Genomic DNA, 1,890 nt, shown 5'->3' with positions numbered 1-1,890 from the left:
CCGCCTTCCTCCGCGCTCTTCAGCGCCACCTCTCCGGCCCTCCTCCTCGCCTGCTCCTCGAATCGCGCGTGCACGGAAGTGGTGCCCAGGTCTTCATTCCGCGCGCGGGCCCACGTCTCCACGAGCAGGCTGCGCTCGGCCGCGTCGAGCAGGGACGTCCGATCCACCCGTGTCTCGGGATGGGCCAGCACACCCTCCAGCAGCACGCGCAAGTGCTCCACCATGCGGCGCACCGTGGCGGACTCGAACAGCTCAGTGCTGTATTCGAGCCCCCCGCTCAACCCGTCCGCCGTCTCCATGAAGAAGACGCTCAGGTCGAACTTCGACGTCCTTCCCTCCAGCGCCACGGGCTTGAGCGACATGCCCGGCAGCCTTGCCTCGCCCACGGGTACGTTCTGGAGCGCCAGCAGCGTCTGGAACAGCGGCGTGTGACTCCGGTCACGCTGGGGCTGAAGCGCCTCCACCAGCTTCTCGAAGGGCAGCTGCTGGTGGTCCTGCGCCTCCAGGACCGTCTCCCGGACCTGTTTCAACAGCCCACGGAAGGACAGGCCGTCCTCCAGCTGCGTCCGCAACACCAGCGTGTTCACGAAGAAGCCGATGAGCCCTTCGACCTCGGGGCGCACGCGGCCCGCGATGGGCGAACCCACGCTGATGTCTTCCTGGCCCGAGTACCTCGACAACAAGGCCTGCCAGCCCGCCAGCAGCACCATGTACAGCGAGGCACTTTCGCGCTTCGCCAACTCTCGAAGGCCCTCTGCGAGCGCTTGCGGCCAGTGGAAGACCTGCGTCGCACCGGCGTTGCCTCGCACCGCGGGGCGCGGGTGGTCTGTTGGCAGCTCCAACGCAGGCGGCGCACCGGAGAGCTTCTGCTTCCAGTAATCCACTTCCCGCTGGAGCACCGCGCCCTGCAACTCCTGGCGCTGCCAGACCGCGAAGTCCGCGTACTGCACGGACAGCTCCGGCAGTGGCGACGGACGGCCCTCCGCGAAGGCCGCGTAGAGCGCGCTCACCTCACGAACCAGTACGCCCTGCGACCAACCATCCGAGACGATGTGGTGCATCGTCACCAGGAGCACATGCTCCTGCGTGTCCAGCTTCACCAATAGCGCCCGAAGCAACGGGCCTCGCAGCAGGTCGAATGGCTTCAGCGTCTCCTGTGTGATCCGCTGTCTGGCCAGCGACATCCGCTCGCGAGCCTCCGAGCCGGTCAGGTCCACCTGATCCAGCATCAGATTCATGTCGGGATGGATGACCTGGATGGGCTGACCGTTCTCCTCCGCGAAGGTCGTCCGCAACGCCTCATGGCGCCGCGTCACTTCGCGCAGCGCCCGCTCCAGAACGTCCTGATGCAGCGTGCCTTCCAGTCGCACCGCCACGGGCATGTTGTAGAGCGCCGTGCCCGGCTCCAGCTGGTCGATGAACCACAGCCGCTGCTGCGCGAACGACAGAGGACGGGCGGCATTTCCCTTCACGGGCCCGATGGCCGACAGGTTCGACCGGGTGGCCTTCTCCAGTCGCAGGGCGAGGGCCTCCACCGTGGGCGCCTCGAACAACGCGCGCAGCGGCAGCTCCGCTCCTGTCTCCATCCTCACCCGCGACACCACCTGTGTCGCCAGCAGTGAGTGCCCACCCAACGCGAAGAAATTGTCCCTCACTCCCACTCGCGGGACTCGCAGCACCTCCGCCCAGATGCTCGCCAGCTTCGCTTCCGTCCGCGTCCTCGGCGCCTCGTACGCGCTCCCCGCCTTCGGCGCCTCCGGCTCCGGCAACGCCTTGCGATCCACCTTCCCATTCGCGTTCAACGGCAGCGCGTCCAGCACCATCACCACGCCCGGCACCATGTACTCCGGCAGCCCCTGCCTCAGCTGGGCCTTCAGCTCCTCCCCCTCC

At 67.5% G+C, this 1,890-nt stretch carries 1 protein-coding gene; it reads right to left on the bottom strand.

Annotation, left to right across the window (positions count from 1 at the left end; all coding sequences use genetic code 11):
- The coding region (locus FOF48_RS36145; RefSeq protein ID WP_255443078.1) for a condensation domain-containing protein at window positions 1–1,890 on the bottom strand (1,890 nt) is incomplete at both ends.

It is taken from the genome of Corallococcus sp. Z5C101001 (assembly GCF_007352635.1).
Classification (GTDB): Bacteria; Myxococcota; Myxococcia; order Myxococcales; family Myxococcaceae; genus Corallococcus; species Corallococcus silvisoli.
Note: the sequence above shows the minus strand (reverse complement) of the source record. Positions and strands in the feature narration are given on the sequence as shown.